The 19297-nt window shown below is 44.3% G+C and carries 17 protein-coding genes and 1 tRNA gene; 10 read left to right on the top strand and 8 right to left on the bottom strand.

Annotated elements, in window-relative coordinates:
* Positions 1 to 308 precede the first annotated feature (308 nt).
* Together BAU14_RS11300 and BAU14_RS11295 are read right to left on the bottom strand one after the other, a co-directional pair.
* Entirely contained in the window at positions 309 to 1022 is a 714-nt protein-coding gene (locus BAU14_RS11300) for a gamma-glutamyl-gamma-aminobutyrate hydrolase family protein (RefSeq protein ID WP_161900208.1), read from the bottom strand.
* 41 nt (positions 1023 to 1063) lie between these two features.
* Positions 1064 to 1438 carry a VOC family protein gene (locus tag BAU14_RS11295; protein ID WP_161900207.1) on the bottom strand — a complete coding sequence of 125 codons (375 nt, stop codon included), beginning with the start codon at positions 1436 to 1438 and terminating at the stop codon, positions 1064 to 1066.
* A gap of 182 nt (positions 1439 to 1620) precedes the next feature.
* Between BAU14_RS11295 and BAU14_RS11290 the strand changes: the two genes are divergently transcribed.
* Positions 1621 to 2067, top strand: coding sequence for an NUDIX hydrolase (locus BAU14_RS11290; RefSeq protein WP_161900206.1), 447 nt, complete (start codon positions 1621 to 1623; stop codon positions 2065 to 2067).
* A 428-nt stretch (positions 2068 to 2495) separates the two neighbouring features.
* Here the strand turns inward: BAU14_RS11290 and yidA are convergent, their stop codons facing one another.
* The 3 genes from yidA to BAU14_RS11275 all read right to left on the bottom strand — a co-directional run bounded on the left by yidA (position 2496) and on the right by BAU14_RS11275 (position 5702).
* Positions 2496 to 3308: a sugar-phosphatase gene (gene yidA, locus BAU14_RS11285; protein ID WP_161900205.1), complete on the bottom strand. Its 813-nt coding sequence runs from the start codon at positions 3306 to 3308 to the stop codon at positions 2496 to 2498.
* Positions 3309 to 3535: 227 nt separating this feature from the next.
* Positions 3536 to 4870 carry an HD domain-containing protein gene (locus BAU14_RS11280; protein WP_161900223.1) on the bottom strand — a complete coding sequence of 445 codons (1335 nt, stop codon included), beginning with the start codon at positions 4868 to 4870 and terminating at the stop codon, positions 3536 to 3538.
* Positions 4871 to 4877: 7 nt separating this feature from the next.
* Positions 4878 to 5702, bottom strand: coding sequence for a lipoate--protein ligase family protein (locus tag BAU14_RS11275; RefSeq protein ID WP_161900204.1), 825 nt, complete (start codon positions 5700 to 5702; stop codon positions 4878 to 4880).
* A 276-nt stretch (positions 5703 to 5978) separates the two neighbouring features.
* Here BAU14_RS11275 and BAU14_RS11270 point away from each other — a divergent pair, with 276 nt between their 5' ends.
* Together BAU14_RS11270 and rpoE are read left to right on the top strand one after the other, a co-directional pair.
* Positions 5979 to 6413 carry a DUF1934 domain-containing protein gene (locus BAU14_RS11270; RefSeq protein ID WP_161900203.1) on the top strand — a complete coding sequence of 145 codons (435 nt, stop codon included), beginning with the start codon at positions 5979 to 5981 and terminating at the stop codon, positions 6411 to 6413.
* Positions 6414 to 6576: 163 nt separating this feature from the next.
* On the top strand, positions 6577 to 7200 hold the full coding sequence (gene rpoE / locus BAU14_RS11265) for a DNA-directed RNA polymerase subunit delta (protein WP_161900202.1): 624 nt from the start codon (positions 6577 to 6579) through the stop codon (positions 7198 to 7200).
* Between the two features lie 543 nt (positions 7201 to 7743).
* Here rpoE and BAU14_RS11260 read toward each other — a convergent pair.
* A tRNA-Arg gene (locus tag BAU14_RS11260) sits at positions 7744 to 7815 on the bottom strand.
* Positions 7816 to 7867: 52 nt separating this feature from the next.
* On the opposite strand from BAU14_RS11260, the gene rpoN reads away from it, so the two are divergent.
* The 7 genes from rpoN (at position 7868) to BAU14_RS11225 (ending at position 16407) form a co-directional block, all read left to right on the top strand.
* A complete protein-coding gene (gene rpoN, locus BAU14_RS11255) occupies positions 7868 to 9187 on the top strand; it encodes an RNA polymerase factor sigma-54 (RefSeq protein ID WP_161900201.1) in 1320 nt (439 codons plus the stop codon).
* A gap of 179 nt (positions 9188 to 9366) precedes the next feature.
* Positions 9367 to 10458: a sugar-binding transcriptional regulator gene (locus tag BAU14_RS11250; RefSeq protein WP_202622216.1), complete on the top strand. Its 1092-nt coding sequence runs from the start codon at positions 9367 to 9369 to the stop codon at positions 10456 to 10458.
* A gap of 41 nt (positions 10459 to 10499) precedes the next feature.
* Positions 10500 to 11501, top strand: a complete 1002-nt coding sequence (gene gap / locus BAU14_RS11245) for a type I glyceraldehyde-3-phosphate dehydrogenase (RefSeq protein ID WP_161900199.1) — start codon at positions 10500 to 10502, stop codon at positions 11499 to 11501.
* A gap of 134 nt (positions 11502 to 11635) precedes the next feature.
* Positions 11636 to 12826: a phosphoglycerate kinase gene (locus BAU14_RS11240; protein WP_161900198.1), complete on the top strand. Its 1191-nt coding sequence runs from the start codon at positions 11636 to 11638 to the stop codon at positions 12824 to 12826.
* 111 nt (positions 12827 to 12937) lie between these two features.
* The gene (tpiA, locus tag BAU14_RS11235; protein WP_161900197.1) at positions 12938 to 13693 is read left to right on the top strand and encodes a triose-phosphate isomerase; all 756 of its coding nucleotides are present in this window, start codon (positions 12938 to 12940) and stop codon (positions 13691 to 13693) included.
* Positions 13694 to 13811: 118 nt separating this feature from the next.
* Positions 13812 to 15116, top strand: coding sequence for a phosphopyruvate hydratase (gene eno, locus BAU14_RS11230; RefSeq protein WP_161900196.1), 1305 nt, complete (start codon positions 13812 to 13814; stop codon positions 15114 to 15116).
* A 265-nt stretch (positions 15117 to 15381) separates the two neighbouring features.
* Positions 15382 to 16407 (top strand): branched-chain amino acid aminotransferase, encoded by a 1026-nt coding sequence (locus BAU14_RS11225; protein ID WP_161900195.1) that lies wholly within the window; start codon positions 15382 to 15384, stop codon positions 16405 to 16407.
* An 83-nt stretch (positions 16408 to 16490) separates the two neighbouring features.
* On the opposite strand, the gene spxB is transcribed toward BAU14_RS11225, so the two are convergent.
* Together spxB and BAU14_RS11215 are read right to left on the bottom strand one after the other, a co-directional pair.
* Positions 16491 to 18218 (bottom strand): pyruvate oxidase, encoded by a 1728-nt coding sequence (spxB, locus tag BAU14_RS11220; protein ID WP_161900194.1) that lies wholly within the window; start codon positions 18216 to 18218, stop codon positions 16491 to 16493.
* A gap of 140 nt (positions 18219 to 18358) precedes the next feature.
* Positions 18359 to 19063, bottom strand: coding sequence for a TIGR00266 family protein (locus BAU14_RS11215; RefSeq protein WP_161900193.1), 705 nt, complete (start codon positions 19061 to 19063; stop codon positions 18359 to 18361).
* Between the last annotated feature and the right edge of the window lie 234 nt (positions 19064 to 19297).

Genomic DNA, 19297 nt, shown 5'->3' with positions numbered 1-19297 from the left:
CTAAATATTGTAGAACCAAAATTTCAGACATAGACTTTCCTTGACTTCATCAAGAAAAGTCAGCCTCATTCACTTCTCTTTACACGTATGGTCATGTTCTCTCTTCGGATGAAGACATCAAGAGGATCACAAATTTTCCTCACCCGTATACTTTTTATTAATTGTGGCTAAACAGCCGCTGTTTAGCCCTTGGAAATTACTTATGTCACAGCCCCAGCAGTCGGTTTATTGAGCTTCCCAATATAGAAAATAGTTGGTACTTCTTCAGTACCGGGAATACTTATCCAGAGGACAGTATCTTAAAGAGATTATAGTTGTTGAACGAAAAATTCAAAAATCTGCTGCTCTGTTTCAATCTGTCCACAGGTCAGCTCCGGATGCCATTGGATTCCTAAAATTCGTTGTTCTTTATGCTCCAACCCTTCAACAACCCCATCAGGAGCGGTGGCAATAACAGCAAGCCTTGGTGCTACCGCAGCAATCGTCTGATGGTGAAACGAATTGACTTGATAGTCTTGATCTGTTGGTAAGACGGCAGCTAAGAGGCTGTCTTTAGCAATCGTCACTGGATGCGTTGGTTGATGAAAAGGTGTCGGTACTTGGACGTGTTTCAGGGCTTTTTCCGGGCGCAAAGAAAGGTCTTGATAAAGTGTTCCACCAAAGGCAACATTCAATAGCTGCATTCCGCGACAAACACCAAAGATGGGCTTTTGCTGCGTGACAGCTTCTTTGACCAAGGCTAGTTCAAAAGCGTCCCGCTGCGGATTTGTGCCACCGAGGGTTTGATCCGGCAGCTGCCCATAATGCTTGGGATCAATATCCTGACCACCGGCAAGCAGCAACTTGTCGATACTTGCGATATAGCGGGGAACGTCAGCTAGATCACCGATAGGCAGGATTAACGGAATCCCACCGGCGCGCTTTACGCCAGTGACAAAATTTTTAGGGGTGTAACTGATCCAATGACTGTCGGAATCCACCATAACGGTTTCATTGCCGGCAATGCCGATGATTGGCTTCATGAAAATTCCTCGTTTCTCGTTACCGCAAAGATTTGCGGCACTTATTTTTCACGGATGATTTCGATTTTATAACCGTCGGGATCGACGATGAAATAGTAAGAAGGGGCAGTTCCCGGCAAACCTTTGAGTTCAGTAATTTCAAAACCAGCTGTTTGATGTTTTTCATGAAGAGCTTCCAGGTCACTGACAGCAATGGCGATATGACCGTACCCATTGCCAAGATCATAAGCTTCATGATCGTAATTGTAGGTCAGTTCCAACTCGTAGTTGTCATTTGGTAATGTCAGATAAACCAGCGTAAATTTGTTTTCGGGAAAGTCGCGACGAGAGGTTTCCACAAAATCAAATGCGGATTGATAAAAATTTAGTGAGGTCTCCAGATCTTTGACCCGAACGCAGGTGTGTGCCATTTTCATAGAAGGATCTTCCTTTCTTTTTGAGGCAGCGAGACTGCCGATAGTTTGAAAATAACAGGTCTGGCCTGTCATTACCATCTTAACACAGCAACAAAGCAGTGATAAGAAATCAGCTCTTTGCTTGTACATCGGCGCAGGATTCGGTAAAATTATCAGAAAATGGGGAAATGGGGAGTTTGTGGATGGAAAGACCGGTATTTGGTGAGAAAGTAACAGATAAAAATTATCAGGCCCGTTATGGCGCTTATGTAGTGATTCCGCGGGCTACTGGGGAAATTGTTTTGGTGCAGGCGCCGAATGGGGCGTATTTTTTACCAGGAGGCGAGATTGAAGCAGGCGAGGATCACGAGATGGCCATCCGGCGGGAAATGCTGGAAGAAGTTGGTTTTGAAGTGGTTATCGGTGAATACCTGGGAGAAGCGGTGGAGTATTTTTATTCCCGCCACCGGGACACTTATTTTTATCATCCGGGCTATTTTTATGAAGTCACCTCTTTTAGCCAGGTTGCAGAACCCACCGAGAAAACCAATGTTATCGAGTGGCATGCGCCTGAAAAAGCTCTGATGCTGTTAAAACGCGGCAGCCATCGCTGGGCAGTAGAACAATGGCTGCTGACACGTCACAGTTGAACGAGTATCATACCGGTAAAATAGTGGGTAATGTAATAAAGAGACGGTGACGATCCCTGTGTCAGACTCAGAAAAAGGCACACTACCATACGTCTAAGATTATTCTATGTTTGAAATTTTTAAAAACTAAAAGCCAGGTTCCTTCCACTGTTTTTACGGAAGGCACCTGGCTTTTACTGTAACTCACGCTTGGTAGTACTCGCTTCGTATGAGGTTAACTAGACGATTGCCACAATTCTTTTTGTGAAAGAGCGGACTTGCTGTCCACTTGTGCAAAACAGCGCTCGTCAGTTGCTCTACTAATGAGGATTGTAAAAAGATGAGAGTCGCAAAAAAGAGGGTGGTGCTGGTTTATGATAACCGACTTCTTTTAGGCGCGCATGTAACGATTTTTTGTCTTCAAAATGGACTATTTATCAAAGCAAGCCTTAAAGAACGTACTGTTCAACGATTAAAGCCACGCCGTCTTCATCGTTGGAAGCAGTGGTGACGTCGGCTGCCTCTTTGACTTCATCGATGGCATTTGCCATGGCGACACCAATTCCAGCGTAATCGATCATAGTCAGATCGTTTTCGTTGTCCCCAATCGCCATTACTTCATCTGCTTTTAAGCCAAGATGATTGGCCAAGTGTGACAAGGCGACACCTTTACTGGCCCCTTGATGCAGGATCTCCAGATAAAAAGGCGCACTTTTTACGACGGTGTAGCGTTCTCTAAACTCAGCTGGCAGTTGCGTAATTGCCGCATCTAATATTTCTGGTTCGTCAATCATCATCATTTTGATGATTGCTACTGGATCGGCCATCATTTCGTCTGCACTACGGTATTTGATGGGCATATGCACCAGAAAGGACTCATAGACAGTGTAAGGACTGATGTCGCGATTAGCAGTGTAGATGGCATCTGTCGAAGACGTGTGTAGATGGACGCCTAGTTTTTGTGCCATGTAATTGATCTCTAAAAAGTCGTCGTTGGTCAGCCCGGCAGAGAAAATCGTGTCTTTTGTGCCGACATTTTGAACCAGCGAGCCGTTGTAAGTGATGACATAATCTTGAGCGGTCACTAGCCCTAGCTCAGCTAGTTCCGGTTCGACGCCTGGAAAAGGACGACCGGTGCAAAGCACAATCTTGACGCCTTTTTCTCGGGCAGTCATCAGTGTTTGTTTAACCTTTTCGGTGATTTTTCGCTCTGAATTGACCAGGGTGCCATCGATATCAATGGCAATCATGCGGATTGACATAGTGTAATTCTCCTTTTGCAGTATTGAACACCCGTGGCGCTGTGCAATTTGAAGCCAGTAGCCAGCTGCATTTTATTTAGCGTGAGGGGTAACGGCTTTTCATACTATTAGGCAATAAAAAAGTAAAACTGCTCAGCCGGGCGGGGTGTTCTTGCTTTTTTAGGATACTGAAAGCTGAAAAAACGAGGGACCGCTTAGGCGATTCCTCGTTTTAAATCCTTCGAGTATCAGATCAGGGCGCCGTTATGGATATGGGCGGCAAATTCCTGATACGTATCGCTAAATAAATCATAGTTGGCGGAAGCTTTACGGTCAACCATTTCTTTTGGAAAATAAAAACGGTGATCAATGGTTTTCTGACCAGCGATAGCGGCCACCAGCTGGCTGACTTTTGACAACTCTATCAAGGTGCCATCGTTTTGCTGCAGTTCAATCTGGGTACGATGAACGCCAGATTTCGGTCGGTAAAAGTCATAGGGCAGATCATAGCTGGAATTGATAGCCGTGTAATACTGCGGGTCAAAGCCGACTGTTTCAACAAGATGTTTCAATTCAGCAATCAAAGGCAGCTGTGTTTCTTCATCAAAAGCAGCAGATTTCAATGGCTTGCGATTCAGCCAACGTTTCGCTAAATCACTCAAAAGTGGATCTGCTTCATCAGCCCACTGGATGAAATAAGTGGTCAAAACACCGTCGTCCAACTTCAAGTAATCAGCCAAGGTGAACTCTTCTTTTAGAAAAGGGATTAAAAGCTGGGAATGCATTGCAAAGATTTCCGGAGAATCCTGATAAAGCTCGTGTGCGCGATCCAGTAAATGTTCCAGCATAACTTCCATCCCCCGGGAGACTTTGTGGAAATAGACTTGGACATACATTTGGTAGCGACTAACGATGTAATCCTCTACTGCGTGCATCCCACTGTATGAAAATGCGATTCCCCCTTCATACGGCCGAATCACTCGCAAAATACGAGTCAAATCAAAGGTTCCGTATTCGGTACCGGTAAAATACGCATCTCGCAACAGGTAATCCATACGGTCAGCATCAATCTGACTTGAAATCATCTGAACTACTTGCGGATTGGGATATTCATGAGTGATAACACTAGCAACTTTTTCTGGGAAGCCGGCTTCGACTCGATTGAGAATCTGAAAAATTTCTGTTTCCGGTGAAGTGATAATTTCAACAGTGACAGCCTCATGATCTGTGTGGAAAATATGCTCAAAGGTGTGAGAAAAGGGCCCATGTCCTAAATCATGAAGCAAGGCAGCACACAGCGTAACGAGACGCTCACTATCATCCCAACCGCCAGGACCGATTTTTTCAACCGAATAATTGCGGACGAAAATATCACAGATTCTTCTGGCAATCTCATAAACTCCTAACGAGTGGGCAAAGCGGGTATGCTCGGCACCATGAAAGGTAAAAGAAGAAGTCCCTAATTGCTTGACTCGGCGCAATCGTTGGAATTCTTTGGCGTTGATCAAATCAAGAATCACCTGATGCTGAACATGGATATAATTGTGGACGGGATCACGAAATACTTTTTCAATGGGGAGCATTTGCTCTTTATAACAGATCACTTTCTGTCAACTCCTTTATTAACTGATTGCGTTGGATCATGCTGTTGATCCGCTGTTGGTACAGCTCAAGGTCGCCATTTGCCAGCAGCCATTGACTGCTGTTTATGATTTGAGCAGCTGGATGAAAGGCAGTACAAAAGCGTTGGGTCGCTTCTTTGATACTGATAGGAGATGCCAGACAGTCGGCCACCGTTGTCATACTGTCTGGGTCTACTGGCGGATAGCCATCGGTTCCAAATGCTTGTTGCAGGCCTTGATGATAGAAGTCTTCAACGATTTGCCCCCGTTGCTGTTGATCACCGTTGACACTCAGATACATCATTACCGCCACACCTTGTTTGATCCGTCGTTGGGCAATGCCGGCGATTTTGCGACCGTTGACGCTGAGATCAAATTCACCTGGACAATAAGAAGTTGTAACTTCACCGGTAGTGAGACTCAGTTCCGGAAAGGCTCGTTGGGTCAAGGCCAGCATTTTTTCATAGGCTGCAGCAGTGGTTAAGGGGGTGTCTTTCAAAGGGAGAATCAAAGAAATATTGAGTACACCAGCATCGGCAATTACGCCCAGCCCCCCAGAATTTCGGACAACTACGTCCATTCCGGCTTGTTGCAGGGAAGCTATCCCAGCGTTTAAATGAGGCACCCGGGTATCTTTCATGCCTAAGATCATCGTGTGTTCCAATTGCCAGAAGTGCAGCAGGGGTTCCTCGTGATTGCCGATATATTCCGTCAGCACGTCCGTGATTGCAAAAGGCAGCAAATTTTGATCTGGCGGGTAAAGCGTTTGATCTAAAATCAGGGGGGTACCCATAAAAAAACTCCTTTAATTGAAGATTTACACCAATATTATAAACGAAAAGCCATAAATAAATAACCTATATGTCCTGAGAAAAAGCGATTGATTGACAAAAAGTAAAAATCCGTTAACAATAAAGAAAAAACGGCGGAGCAGACAAGTGACTTGCGGCGATCATGGGCAGAGAAGCTGTCACAAAAATCCGCCTCAAAGAAAAAGCTCTGCACTGGCACCTCCCAAATCAGAGTAGCCGGGACAGTGCGGGAAGATTCAAGAAGGGAAGTATCAATTATGGCAATCAAAAACGGACTGCCGGTGTCTATCAAATTGGCCACCAAAGTCACGCAACACGGGGAAACCCAGGATTTTTATTTCGATATTAGCGGTCAAATCGTCAATATTGGCGATACCTTGTACATTCGCTACCAGGAGCTGCAACCAGACGGTGTTGAAGTGCCGGTCACAATTAAAATTATGCCAGACGGTGCCGTTCAGCTGACCCGCTCAGGTGAGATGCGCTTGAAATTGAAATTCGTCTATCGGGAAACGGTGAAGACCAGTTATCGAACTCCTTATGGCGAGATGTTATTTGGCACTTACACTCGGAATTTGCGGGTTAGCCTAAAAGATCGACCGACATCTGGTAAGATTTTTGTTGAATACGATTTGTTTATGGCAGATGAACTGGTAGGAAATTATCAGATTGATTTGGACTTTACGGCTTGATTTTTTCCAAAGAATTTTTCGGTGGATGAAGATTTGCCTGCCCATGTCGGGAGTTACTCGTCTAAGGGAAAGATAAGTTTGCCGACAGTCTGAAAATTAAAATTGATTTTTGCGGTTGGTTTTTGTATGATAAAGGGTAGACTGTGAAAGGACGTGTCCTAATTTGGAAATTAAAGTATTTGAAGGGCTCAACAAGAATGAGCTGTCCATGATCGAAGTTGCCCATGCAATTTTGGAACAAACAGGCGATGTAATGGATTTTTCTGATTTGGTCAACCAAATCCAAAATTATCTTGGCAAATCCGACAGCGAGATTCGCGATTCTCTGGCTCAGTTTTATACTGACTTGAACATCGACGGCAGTTTCATCTCATTGGGAGAAAACCGCTGGGGATTGCGTTCTTGGTATGCAATTGACTCCATCGATGAAGAGCTGAACTCCGGCTTGGAAGATGAGGACGAAGAAACTACACCTAAAAAACGCAAGCGCAAACGTGTCAATGCGTTTATCAATGATGACGATGATGCAATCGATTATAACGACGATGATCCGGAAGACACCGATCTGACGGAAGATGAAGACGATAAAGAATTGTATGACGACGATGACGACGATGATGAAGAAATCGCTGAATACGATTCTGATCTGCAGGAAATCGGCGCAGATGAACCATCAGATGATGAAGAAGAAGTCCCTGGTGGTATCGAAGAAGATCTTTCCATTATTGATGATGACGACGTAGATGACGACTTCGATGATGAGGATGAAGACGAAGAAAAACACTGATCTTAATGAGGAACAGTGACAATAGTCTAAACAATCTCTTACGAAGCGAACACTATCAAACGTGAGTTACAATAAAAGCCAAGTCACTTCCATTAAAAAATAGTGGAGGGGACTTGGTTTTTCATTGTTCAAAATTTGAAACGCTGACTAATCTTGATTTCATTAAGGCAAGCCAGTGTCATTCACTTCTATTTATATGTATGGCGATGTTCTTTCTAGAGACTTTGACACAGGAATTGTCGCAACCATTTGGACTATCCGCGAAAAAGAATTTATTTTTAGAAGAAATCCAAGCGTGGGGTTATCAATGAAACCAATTCCAAAAGAAATTATGCCAAGCGGCTGAGAGCAGCTAGCCTGCAATGAGCATCGTCGTAATCCATTTGATAGTAGTTTCCAACAAGATGATTGGCTTGTTAAATTCAGAAGTTCGTTGGTTCATAGACAGCTAGAGTAAAAAACACCGCCTCCAATTAGGAAGCGGTGCACTCTGGTTTTGATTATCCGGAAAAATTCCAGTATAATCAACTATGTTGCTAATGACGCGCTCTAAGGGAATCGAACCCCTGTCTCAAGAACCGGAATCTTACGTGATATCCACTACACTAAGAGCGCCGAACAATAAGTAGTGTAACGAATAATCCATAAAAAGACAAGAGGAAATTTCATGAAATTTCAACAAAATTTTTCGCAAGCGCAATCACAAAAGCAAAAGCTTGCTCTGACGCAGAAATTGCAGCAATCCATCCAAGTACTGCAATACTCAGTGGAAGAACTGTCTGAATTTGTAGACAGTGAAGCCATGGAGAATCCGCTCATTGAAGTGATTGAGCCTAACTATACATTGAATTATTCAAAGCCAATGTCAAACAGTGGGACCGAAATCAATTACCTTAATCAAATCCCGGATACCCGTATTTCACTGTTTGAGCATCTGATTGATCAAATTCATTTGAACTATCGCGATACTTATTTACGAACACTGGTACTTTATCTGGTAGAGTATATCGATCTCAACGGATTTTTGACCACCACGTTAGATGAGGCCTGTGATCAAACAGGGGCAAATGCCGTTCAGATGCTGGATGCACTGACGCTGATTCAACAGTTGGATCCACCGGGAGTCGGGGCTCGAGATTTGCAAGAGTGCTTGATGTTACAGACAGAACGAGATGATGCGGCGCCGGAGATTGCTTATTTAGTATTGGAAGAGCATTTTCAAGAGCTGGTGGATCGCAAATGGCCAGAAATCGCTAAAGCGTTGGCGGTGCCGGTTTCTGACATTCAGCGGGTATTTGACTTTATTCAAACTCTGACGCCTACCCCTGGTGCGAGTTTTGGTTCGACAGATGGCTTATACATTATTCCAGACGTGCTGGTAAAAGTAACAGGAGAAGAGATTCTTGTTTCTTCCAATCGCCGCGGCATGCCGGAAGTTAAATTCCAACAAACGTATTTTGATCAGATGACCAAAAGCAAGGACCCTGAAGTAATCAAGTATTTAGAAGAAAAGAAGCAGGATTTCCAATGGCTGCAAAAGACGATTCAACAGCGGGGAGATACAATCCTACGAGCCGCCGGGGCAATTGTTGAACATCAGCGAGACTTCTTTATGCAGGAACATCGGCCGCTGAAACCACTGACCATGAAAGTAATCGCTGATGAACTGGAAGTACATGAATCCACAGTAAGTCGCGCAGTTAATGGAAAATATATGGAAACGAAGTTCGGTGTCTTCGAACTCAAAAGCTTCTTCAGTCAAAAAGTGGGCGGTCAAAACGAAGACGGTGAAGACATCTCAGCCAATACCATCAAAAAACGACTGCGAGAGCTGATTAATGACGAAGATAAAGGAAAACCACTCTCTGATCAAAAGCTGGTCGAATTATTGAAAGCCGAATCATTTGAGCTTTCTCGACGGACGGTTGCAAAATATCGCGAAGCACTGAAAATCCCCAGTTCATCCAAAAGAAAACGGTTTGACTAAAGGCAGGATTAATAAAAACACAGCAAAGGAGACTGCTGTGTTTTTTTGTTATCGTAAAAAAATCTATGAAAAGCTGTTGGAAAGATAGGTTGTTTCGGTTGCATGAACTGCTCAGAAATGGTACTATCATACATGTGAGGTCGTTGATTTTTCAGCGTGTTTCATTTTTTTTAGACCAGATGGGTCACTTTAGGTCTATGCTGGACGAAAATAGTCCCTCGGAGGGGTGCCGTGTGCTGGATGAATTAAAATTGATCGAAACAGTCGCACCGGATATCCTGGCTGTGCTGCAGGAACGTTTCAAAATTCTGCGGAATATCTATTGGATGCAGCCCATTGGCCGACGCAATCTGGCGGAAAGTTTGGAATTGACAGAACGTGTCTTACGTTCTGAGACCGACACATTGAAAAAACTGCAATTGATCAATGCTGATAAAAGCGGCATGACCTTGACTGAAAAAGGCGAAGACGTCTATAACAGCCTCGGAAAAATCATGGATCAGCTCTTCGGGATGCACCAGATTGAAAAAAAGCTAGCCGATCATTTTGGAATCCAGCGTTGCTTAGTTTCAGTTGGTGACAGTGATCGACAGCAAAAAATCGTCGCAGAGTTCGGTGACTGTTTAAACGAATCATTGGACTTATTGCTTCCGGAAGGTAATAATATAATAGCGGTAATGGGCGGTTCAACGATGGCCGCTGCGGCAGAACGCTTGACCAATTTGGAAAGCGAAAAACGCCACAACCTGTTTGTACCTGCCCGCGGAGGAATCGGCGAAGCAGTGACGGTACAGGCCAATTCCGTTGCTTCTGTTATGGCAATGCGAACGAATGGAGACTACCGAGCTTTGTATGTCCCAGAACAATTGAGTGCTGCCACCTATCGCTCCTTGTTGACTGAGCCTTCCATCCAAGAAGTTTTGGATTTGATCAGTCACGCAAATTGTGTAATTCACAGTATTGGACGCGCTGTTCACATGGCTGCACGCCGTAAGATGACCGAAGACGAGATCGTGATGCTCAAACAGCAAAACGCCGTTGCCGAGTCATTTGGCTATTTCTTCAATGAACAAGGAGAAGTGGTTCATAAAGTCCCCCGGATTGGCATCGAGTTGGCAGAACTGAAGAAAGTTCCCATCATCGTCGCAATCGCCGGTGGCAAAAGCAAGGCAAAAGCAATCGGTGCCTATATGAAAAATGCACCGAAGCAAACGTGGCTCATCACAGATGAAGCCGCTGCAAACGAGATTTTAAAAGGGGCGACCCTTTAAAATAAATAACTTTTTTGATTTTCATAAGGAGGAAATCTCAAATGACAGTTAAAGTAGGTATTAATGGTTTCGGACGTATCGGACGCTTGGCATTCCGTCGTATCCAAGATGTAGATGGAATCGAAGTAGTAGCAATCAACGACTTGACAGATGCTAAAATGTTGGCTCACTTGTTGAAATACGACACAACTCAAGGTCGTTTCAACGGTACTGTTGAAGTTCACGAAGGTTCATTCAACGTAAACGGCAAAGAAGTTAAAGTCTTGGCTAACCGCAACCCTGAAGAACTGCCTTGGGGCGAACTTGGCGTAGATATCGTTTTGGAATGTACAGGTTTCTTCACTTCTAAAGAAAAAGCTGAATTGCACTTGAAAGCCGGCGCTAAACGCGTGGTTATCTCTGCTCCTGGTGGTAACGATGTACCAACAATCGTTTACAACGTTAACCACGAAACTTTGACTGGCGAAGAAACAGTTATTTCTGGTGCTTCATGTACTACTAACTGCTTGGCTCCTATGGCTAAAACTTTGCAAGACAAATTCGGTATCGTTGAAGGCTTGATGACAACTATCCACGCTTACACAGGCGACCAAAACACTTTGGATGCTCCACATCCTAAAGGTGACTTCCGTCGTGCCCGTGCAGCTGCTGCTAACATCGTTCCTAACACAACTGGTGCTGCTAAAGCAATCGGTTTGGTTATCCCTGAACTGAACGGCAAATTGGATGGTGCTGCGCAACGTGTACCAGTTCCAACTGGTTCATTGACTGAATTAGTAACTGTTTTGGAAAAACCAGTTACAGCTGACGAAATCAATGCAGCAATGAAAGAAGCTTCAAACGAATCTTACGGTTACACTGCTGACCCAATCGTTTCTTCTGATATCGTAGGCATGACTTTCGGTTCATTGTTTGACGAAACTCAAACAAAAGTAATGACAATTGGCGACAAACAATTGGTTAAAACAGTTGCTTGGTACGACAATGAAATGTCTTACACTGCTCAATTGGTTCGTACTTTGGAATACTTCGCTAACTTGTAAGATTTCTTACAATAACGCGTTCATAGTTTGAACTTGAAGCGGGGAAGCGCGTCGCTTCCCCGCTTTTTTTCTTCCGATCTGTTACTGAACAGCTCGTTTGCAATGAAATCAATGTACTGGAGGAATGAACCAACATGGCTAAAAAAACTATCGAAGATCTTGATTTAAAAGATAAAAAAGTCTTGGTCCGTGTCGACTTCAACGTGCCTTTGAAAGATGGCGTGATTGGCGACGATACTCGTATCAAAGCAGCCCTGCCAACTATCAAATATGTAATTGATCACGGCGGAAAAGCTATTCTGTTTTCTCACCTTGGCCGTGTGAAAACTGAAGAAGATAAAGCTGGCAAATCTTTGGCGCCAGTTGCTAAACGTTTGGGTGAATTGTTAGGCAAAGAAGTTACTTTCGTGCCTGAAACGCGTGGCGAAAAATTGGAAGCTGCAATTGCTGACATGAAAGACGGCGACGTTTTGGTATTTGAAAACACTCGCTTCGAAGATATCGACGGTAAAAAAGAAAGTAAAAACGATTCTGAATTGGGCAAATACTGGGCATCTCTTGGGGATGTTTTTGTTAATGATGCCTTCGGGACTGCACACCGGGCCCACGCTTCAAACGTAGGTATTGCTTCTACAGGTATCCCAACTGTTGCCGGTTTCTTGATGGAAAAAGAAATCAAGTTCATCGGTGAAGCAGTTGAAGATCCAAAACGTCCAATGATTGCTATCTTGGGTGGCGCAAAAGTATCTGACAAAATCGGCGTAATCAAAAACTTGATTCCAAAAGCGGACAAGATCTTGATCGGTGGCGGTATGACTTATACTTTCTACGCTGCAAAAGGCATGAAAATCGGTAAATCATTGGTTGAAGCTGACAAAATCGAATTGGCAAAAGAATTAATCGCTGAAGCCGGCGACAAATTAGTATTGCCAATCGACAATGTTTGTGCAGCAGAATTCTCAAACGATGTCCCTGTAGAAACTATCGAAGGGGAAATCGAAGGCGACGTAATGGCATTGGACATCGGTCCTGCGTCTATCGCTTTGTTTGCTGAAACTTTGGCTGGTGCAAAGACTGTCGTTTGGAACGGACCTATGGGTGTGTTTGAAATGTCTAATTTTGCGAACGGTACAATCGGTGTATGTGAAGCAATTGCCAACTTGGAAGGTGCAACTACAATTATCGGTGGTGGCGATTCTGCAGCAGCAGCTGAACAATTGGGCTTTGCTGATAAATTTACACACATTTCTACTGGTGGCGGTGCTTCTTTGGAACTCTTGGAAGGTAAAACACTTCCTGGCCTGGCTGCAATTAACGATAAATAATTTCGAAACGGAAAAAGGTTCTTCCGAGGCTTTCCTCGGTTGGACCGGTTCCCGTGTTTTCTGTCGTACTCAACCGAGTACTGCAAGCGAATTTTAAAGGAGATAACTCAAATGCGTAAACCAATCATCGCAGGCAACTGGAAAATGAACAAAACATTGTCCGAAGCCAAAGAATTTGCTTTGGCTGTTAAAGATGCAATCCCTTCAAAAGATGTTGTGGATTCAGTCATCGGTTCTCCGGCATTGTTCTTGGCACCACTGCGCTGCAAAACCAAAGGCTCAGAAGTACAATTAGCAGCTCAAAACTGCTACTGGGAAAATGCCGGTGCCTTCACTGGTGAAACTTCTCCAGCAGCTTTGGCTGACATGGGAATCGAATACGTCATCATCGGCCATTCCGAACGTCGTGAATACTTCCATGAAACAGACGAAGAAATCAACAAAAAAGCGAAAGTAATCTTTGCAAACGGCATGACACCAATCTTGTGCTGTGGCGAATCATTGGAAACTTATGAAGCAGGCAAAACAGCGGAATGGATTGAAACACAAATCACTGCTGGCTTGAAAGATTTGACTCCTGGTCAAGTCTCCAACATGGTTATCGCTTACGAACCAATTTGGGCTATTGGCACTGGTAAATCTGCGGATGCTAATATTGCAGATGAAATCTGTGGTGTGGTTCGTAAAACAGTTGAAAAATTGTATGACAATGAAGTTTCTGAAAGCGTTCGGATCCAATACGGCGGTTCTGTCAAACCAGAAAATATCGCTGAATATATGGCGAAAGAAAACGTTGACGGCGCATTGGTCGGCGGCGCTAGTTTGGAAGCAGATTCATTCTTAGCTTTGTTGAAAGCTGTAAAATAATCTGAATTTCTTATGAGAATTGCGAGTTTTGATTTGCAGAAATTCCATAAGTTCAATAAAATTGTTCATAGAGGCTTCGGCCTTTTAGAAAAACAAACTCAAAGGAGAGAGACAAAACATGTCAATTATTACTGATGTTTATGCACGCGAAGTCCTGGATTCACGTGGTAATCCAACAATCGAAGTAGAAGTTTACACTGAATCAGGTGCATTCGGCCGCGGTATGGTTCCTTCTGGTGCCTCTACTGGGGAACATGAAGCAGTTGAATTGCGTGACGGCGACAAATCCCGTTACGGCGGCAAAGGCGTTCAAAAAGCTGTTGACAATGTAAACAACATCTTGGCTGAAGCTATCATCGGTTACGATGTCCGCGATCAAATGGCTATCGACAAAGCGATGATCGCTTTGGACGGCACTGCTAACAAAGGCAAATTGGGCGCCAACGCTATCTTGGGCGTATCAATCGCTGTTGCGCGTGCAGCTGCTGACTACTTGGAAGTTCCTTTGTATCACTACTTGGGCGGCTTCAACACTAAAGTTTTGCCTACTCCAATGATGAACATCATCAACGGTGGTTCTCACTCTGATGCACCAATCGCTTTCCAAGAATTCATGATCTTGCCAGTCGGCGCACCTACTTTCAAAGAAGGTTTGCGGATGGGTGCCGAAGTATTCCACGCTTTGAAATCTATCTTGGCAGAACGCGGCTTGGAAACTTCTGTTGGTGACGAAGGTGGTTTTGCACCTCGTTTTGACGGAACTGAAGATGCTGTTGAAACAATCGTTAAAGCAATTGAAAAAGCAGGCTACAAAGTTGGCGACGATGTACGTCTTGGCTTTGACTGTGCAGCTTCTGAATTCTACGAAGACGGCGTTTACAACTACGCTAAATTCGAAGGCGAAGGCGGAGCAAAACGCACTTCTGCTGAACAAGTTGAATACTTGGCTGAATTGGTTGAAAAATACCCATTCATCATCACTATCGAAGACGGTATGGATGAAAACGACTGGGATGGTTGGAAATTGTTGACTGACCGTTTGGGCGACAAAATCCAATTGGTTGGTGATGACTTGTTCGTAACCAACACTGAAAAATTGGCTGAAGGTATCGAAAAAGGGATTGGTAACTCAATCTTGATCAAAGTGAACCAAATCGGTACTTTGACTGAAACTTTCAACGCTATCGAAATGGCGAAAGAAGCTGGCTACACTGCAGTTGTTTCTCACCGTTCAGGCGAAACAGAAGATTCTACAATCTCTGACATCGCTGTTGCAACAAACGCTGGTCAAATCAAAACAGGTTCTCTGTCACGTACTGACCGGATTGCTAAATACAACCAATTGTTGCGTATCGAAGACCAATTGGGCGAAGTTGCTGAATACAAAGGCGTTAACGCATTCTACAACTTGAAAAACAAATAATCTGCGAAATTTATGTTACTCTCGCTGAGAAACTTGTTGTTTCGCAGTGATTCGTAAGGAAAGATTCGCGCTGAATGAAGGCTCCTATTTGACAATCTTGTCAGGTAGGGGCCTTTTTAAGTTATTGCCCTCCGACAGCATGAAATAAGCTTCCTGCAAATGGAAGAAAATAGCTGCTTGCAATAATCTGAAAATTTTTACAACATTTTCATGACAGCAGCAAAAAATTGTAGTACCATAGAAAAAATAGATCGGAGGGATCAGGATGGTTGATATTAAGTGGGATGAGCTAGGATTTTCCTACATCAAAACCCCATTTCGTTTTATTGCTCATTGGAAAAACGGCGCCTGGGATGATGGGGAACTGATTGAGGACAATATCCTGCATATACATGAAGGTTCGCCAGCAATACATTATGGGCAGCAATGTTTTGAAGGATTGAAAGCTTATCGCCGCAAAGATGGCGCAATCAATCTTTTCCGCCCGGATCAGAATAGCCAGCGAATGAATCGGAGTGCACGACGGCTGTTGATGCCGATGGTTCCAGAAGACTTGTTTTTGAAAGGTGTTAAGGAAACAGTCAAGGCCAATGAAGAGTATGTTCCGCCTTATGGGACGGGAGCTACGTTATACATTCGACCGATTTTGATTGGTGTGGGTGAAAATATCGGCGTCCATCCTGCTAATGAGTATATTTTTTTAGTTTTCTGTATGCCTGTAGGGGCTTATTTCAAAGGAGGACTGGCACCGACGAACTTTATCGTGTCTGATTACGATCGAGCCGCACCACAAGGAACCGGAGCCGCTAAAGTGGGAGGAAACTATGCTGCGAGCTTGCTGCCGGGAGAATTGGCTCATGAAAGGAATTTTTCCGACTGCATTTATTTGGATCCGGAAACCCATACTAAAATCGAAGAAGTAGGTTCTGCCAATTTCTTTGGAATTACGGCTGACGGAACATTTGTAACTCCTAAATCCCCCTCTATCCTGCCAAGCATCACGAAGTATTCGCTATTGTACTTAGCCGAGCATCGTTTGGGATTGGCAGTGGCAGAAGGGGACTGCCCAATTGCTGAGTTGGATCGTTTTGTAGAGGCGGGTGCTTGCGGAACTGCAGCGGTTATCAGTCCGATTGGTGGTATTCAATATGGTGATGATTTCCATGTGTTCTATTCGGAAACCGCAGTCGGTCCGGTGACTCGTAAACTATATGAGGAACTGACGGGCATCCAGTTTGGCGATAGTTCCGCACCAGAGGGTTGGATTCAAACAATCTCGGTAAAGGATTAATCGCTTATTGACGAGGTAAGATAAATAGCAGAATAAAAAACCTCCGACGAAAAATTCTCGTCGGAGGTTTTTTATCTATCATCTTATTTACTTAAAAGTTCATTCAATGTAGGCATATCATGAACGTGGAACTTATCAGAGAAGGCTTTGATTTGTTCGTCTGAGAACTTGGAAGAATCCAATTGCAAAGCTTCTACAGGTAGTGGATCTTCGTTTTTGATTTTAACTTCGATCACGACTGGACCTTCTGCTTTAGCAGCAGCATCAAAGGCTGGCCGCAACTGGTCGTAACTGGTTACAGTGAATCCTTTAGCTCCCAGTGCTTCAGAAGCTTTACCAAAGTCAGCATCTGCCAAATCAACACCAAACAGCGCGGTGTTAGTCGTTTCTTGCTCTGCTTGAATAAAGCCTAACGTATCATTTGTCAACACAACATTGATGATTGGTAATTTGTATTTGACTTGGGTGATGATGTCGGGCATGTTCATGGCATAACCACCGTCACCAGAGAAGGTGAATACTTGGCGATTTGGGTAGCTGAGTTTGGCAGCAATCCCACCAGGTACCCCGTAACCCATCGTTGCAAACCATCCGGATGTCGTGAAGGCTTGCTTGCCGTTCATATCCAGATGACGTACGGAATGAGTAGTGACGTTACCGACGTCTACAACGAAAATCGCATCGTCTTTGGCGATTCGGTTAACTTCCGCATAGACTGGTTCAGGACGCAACAATTTACCATCGTCGAAGTTGTCGAAGCTGTGGCGCCATGCATGCCAGTTTTTGATATTTTCTTGATTTGCTTTCAACCATTCATCAGCTGGACGGGAAGCTCCCAGCTCTACTAAGCGGTCCAAAGCTTGGGCACCGTCTGCTAAGATAGCAACGTCAGCTTTGTGGCGACGGCCAAATTTGGAAGCATCGATGTCAATTTGAATAAATTTCGCTGCCGGGTTAACGAAGAATTGGGTAAAGGGCATATCTGTACCAACATAAACCACCAAATCGGCAGCAGCGGCAGCTTCGTTGGCAGGTTTGGTTGCGACCCGGGCAGCTGAACCGAGATAGTTTTCGTAACGGTCTGGAACGATGCCTTTAGCTAAAACCGCATTGATGATCGGCATGCTGAAGTGTTCAGAAAAGGCTTTAATCGCATCAAAATGTCCTCGTAACCCTTGACCAATGTAAAGCACCGGTTGTTTGGCTTCTTCAATGAGAGGCAGTGCTTTTTCCAATTGTGCTTCGTCTAGCTGTGGCAAACTTGTTTGACGGGTATAGGCAGTTGGCAAGTAGTTGTCTTCGATTTCTGCATAGCCGAAATCAACCGGAATTGTAACTACAGCCACACCGTTGTATTGGTAAGCGGCTTTGATTGCTTCGTCTACGACATGGGGCAAACTTTCTGGTGTCATAACTGTTCGGTTATAGACACTGACATCGGCGAACATTGGATTTTCATTCAATTCTTGGAAAGAATTGTAGTTCATAGCTGTGCTGGCTACTTGACCAAGTAATGCCAATACTGGAACGTGGTCCATTTGGGCATCGTAAAGACCATTGATTAAATGGCTCGCACCGGGACCAGCTGAACCAAAGACAGCACCCACTTTGCCGGTTAATTTTGCATCAGCCGCAGCTGCCAACGAACCTGCTTCTTCATGCCGTACTTGAATGTATTTGATTTCATCTTGTTCTTTGTATAATGCGTCCATGGTGGAGTTGAAGGAACCTCCAGGAATGCCATAAATGTGGTCAATTCCCCAAGCCTTCATGACTTTGACCATTGCCACGCCTGCATTGATTGTTGACATACTGTCCACTTCTTTCTGATAGTTGTTTGATAACTTACTTTATTATTGTATTCCCACTTTGAAAAAAGTACAAAACATAAGCTTACAAATAGATAGTAAAACGCTTTCTGACGTTTTTTTGAGAAGCAGGCGGCTAGTTGTCAGTTATTGCTGCTGGTGCTGATATAAGGACTGATCAAACCTGCTAGGGCTTCGATATTGCGGCTTTGAATCAGAATTGTCCCGCTGCCGGTAAAGGTATTGACTAGTCCTTCGCCGGTTTTGAAGCCAAAGACTCCAGAGGCCACTTCGATTTGGTAATTCAAACTGTCACTCCAAGCGACAACATGATGGTTATCTACGACAAAAGGATGGCTGCCATCCAGTGTGACTTCCACGATATCTCCATAGCCGGTCACCAGCATCGTTCCGCTACCGGCTGTTTCCATCACGAATAAGCCGCCAGTGCCACCAAAGAGGGCGCCACCGATATTCTGCCGAACCATGTTGTAATGAACGCCGCTGTCAGAACTCAAATAGGCCCCAGTATTCAAGCGCCATTGAGTAGCTCCAATGGCTAGTTCTCGGATTGTGCCGGGTGTCGAGGGTGCGATGGCGATCACAGCATTGTCAGCTTTGCCGGTAGCGGTGGTGATGAAAAAGCTCTCTCCGCTGGTAACTGAACGACCCAGCGCACGCAAAGCACCGCCGATTCCTTTCTTTCCGTTGGCATTCATGTGTCCTTCAAGATCAATTTGACCGTTGTGATAAACCATTGCTCCGGATTCTAACTGAATCTGTTCGCCTTTCCTCAATGTAATTTCTACTAATGGAAAAACGGATTGTGACGTCAGACGATAATTCATTTTGCTCCCTCATTTCTTTGATGTGTGAGATTTGTCAGTCAAAGGACGCAAGAGCGGTACCTTGTCGTCCTTTACGAGTTTGATTATACGGGATTGCCGAAAATTAAGCCCGCGTAAAGGTTGTGACAATTTTTTGGTAACGGCTGTAAACCGTGTTAAACTAAAAAGTGAGTTTTCTTGGGCAAGACAGAGGCGAGTCCCGAGAGTTTTAAGAGAGCTGATTTTATCGGACGA

It is taken from the genome of Candidatus Enterococcus leclercqii, from assembly GCF_009933135.1.
GTDB classification, from domain to species: Bacteria; Bacillota; Bacilli; order Lactobacillales; family Enterococcaceae; genus Enterococcus_C; species Enterococcus_C leclercqii.
This window is presented reverse-complemented; position numbering and strand designations above follow the sequence as displayed.